The organism is Hoylesella timonensis S9-PR14 (assembly GCF_000762405.1).
Taxonomy (GTDB): Bacteria; Bacteroidota; Bacteroidia; order Bacteroidales; family Bacteroidaceae; genus Prevotella; species Prevotella timonensis_A.
Genome location: NZ_JRPQ01000113.1, coordinates 1 through 1,403, shown reverse-complemented (window position 1 = coordinate 1,403; position 1,403 = coordinate 1). Strand labels below are relative to the sequence as shown.

The window sequence follows — 1,403 nt, the reverse complement described above, 5'->3', positions numbered from 1 at the left end:
TGGTTTATGAATTATGAATTAAGAATTATGAATTATTCCGAGTTCACGAGTTGTTAGTTTATGAATTATGAATTAGGAATTATGAATTATTCCGAGTTCACGAGTTGTTGGTTTATGAATTATGAATTAGGAATTATGAATTATTCCGAGTTCACTCGTCAACTATATCACCTCTCCTCCTCTTTCTTGGCATCTTGTGCCTGGCAAGCGGTGATGGCAACCATATAATAGATGTCATCTACCGAGCAACCACGGCTAAGGTCGTTCACTGGGCGCGCAATTCCCTGCAAGATAGGTCCTATGGCAATGGCATTGCCCAAACGTTGTACCAGCTTGTAACTAATGTTTCCTACTTCCAAATTGGGAACCACCAATACGTTGGCATTGCCAGCGATAGCACTGCCTGGTGCTTTCTTTTGTCCTATCGATGGCACAAGGGCGGCATCGGCTTGCAACTCGCCATCGATTTTGAGTTGTGGTGCACGCTGCTTTGCTAATTTTGTAGCCTCGGCAACCTTGGCTACCACTTCATGAGAGGCACTGCCCTTGGTAGAGAAACTCAACATCGCTACGCGTGGTTCCTTAAAGCCTGCTACACTCTTTGCCGTTTCAGCGGTAGTCACGGCAATTTGAGCCAACTGATCCACATCAGGAACAGGGGTAACAGCCACGTCACCCATGACCACTACGCCATTCTCGCCATACTCCTTTGCCTGCGTAATCAACAGCATGGCACCACTCACGCAAGTGACACCGGGCGCACATTTGATGATTTGCAGTGCAGGGCGCAACGTATCTCCCGTCGTACTCAGCGCACCGCTAATCTGACCATCGGCACCTTCGGTCTTGATAATCATGCAGCCCAAGTATAAAGGATTCTTCACCAACTCGCGTGCTTGTTCGAGTGTCATGCCCTTTTTCTTTCTCAGCTCGGCTAACAGCGTAGCATATTCTTCACTCTTGGAATTGTTTTCAGGGTCAATGATGGTAGCCTTGTCGATATTCTTCAGCGCTCGCGCTTCTGCCATTTTTTGAATCTCCGTTGGGTTACCAATCAAGATAATGTCTGCAATGTCGTCGGCCAATACACGGTCAGCGGCACGTAGCGTTCGCTCCTCCAATGCTTCGGGGAGCACAATACGTTGTTTGTCGGCTTTTGCTCGCTCAACAATTTGCTGTAATAAATCCATGATGTTGTTATTTATATTTTGATTTGTGTCATGATAGCGGCATCCACATGCCTTCAACCTCCGCTGGACACCGATGTTAAAAGAAGTGGGAACCCATTGGCATCCATCAAGATTGCAGTTGCAAAAATAACAAATATTATCGACATGCGGAATGAAACGAGACCTCTGCAAAACTTTCTCTTCCTCTCATAAATTCACTTATAACCACATTAA

At 45.9% G+C, this 1,403-nt stretch carries 1 protein-coding gene; it reads right to left on the bottom strand.

Going from position 1 to position 1,403, the window contains the following annotated elements; genetic code table 11:
* Window positions 1-167 precede the first annotated feature (167 nt).
* The gene (gene pta, locus HMPREF9304_RS07165; RefSeq protein WP_036927821.1) at window positions 168-1,190 is read right to left on the bottom strand and encodes a phosphate acetyltransferase; all 1,023 of its coding nucleotides are present in this window, start codon (window positions 1,188-1,190) and stop codon (window positions 168-170) included.
* Window positions 1,191-1,403: the final 213 nt, after the last annotated feature.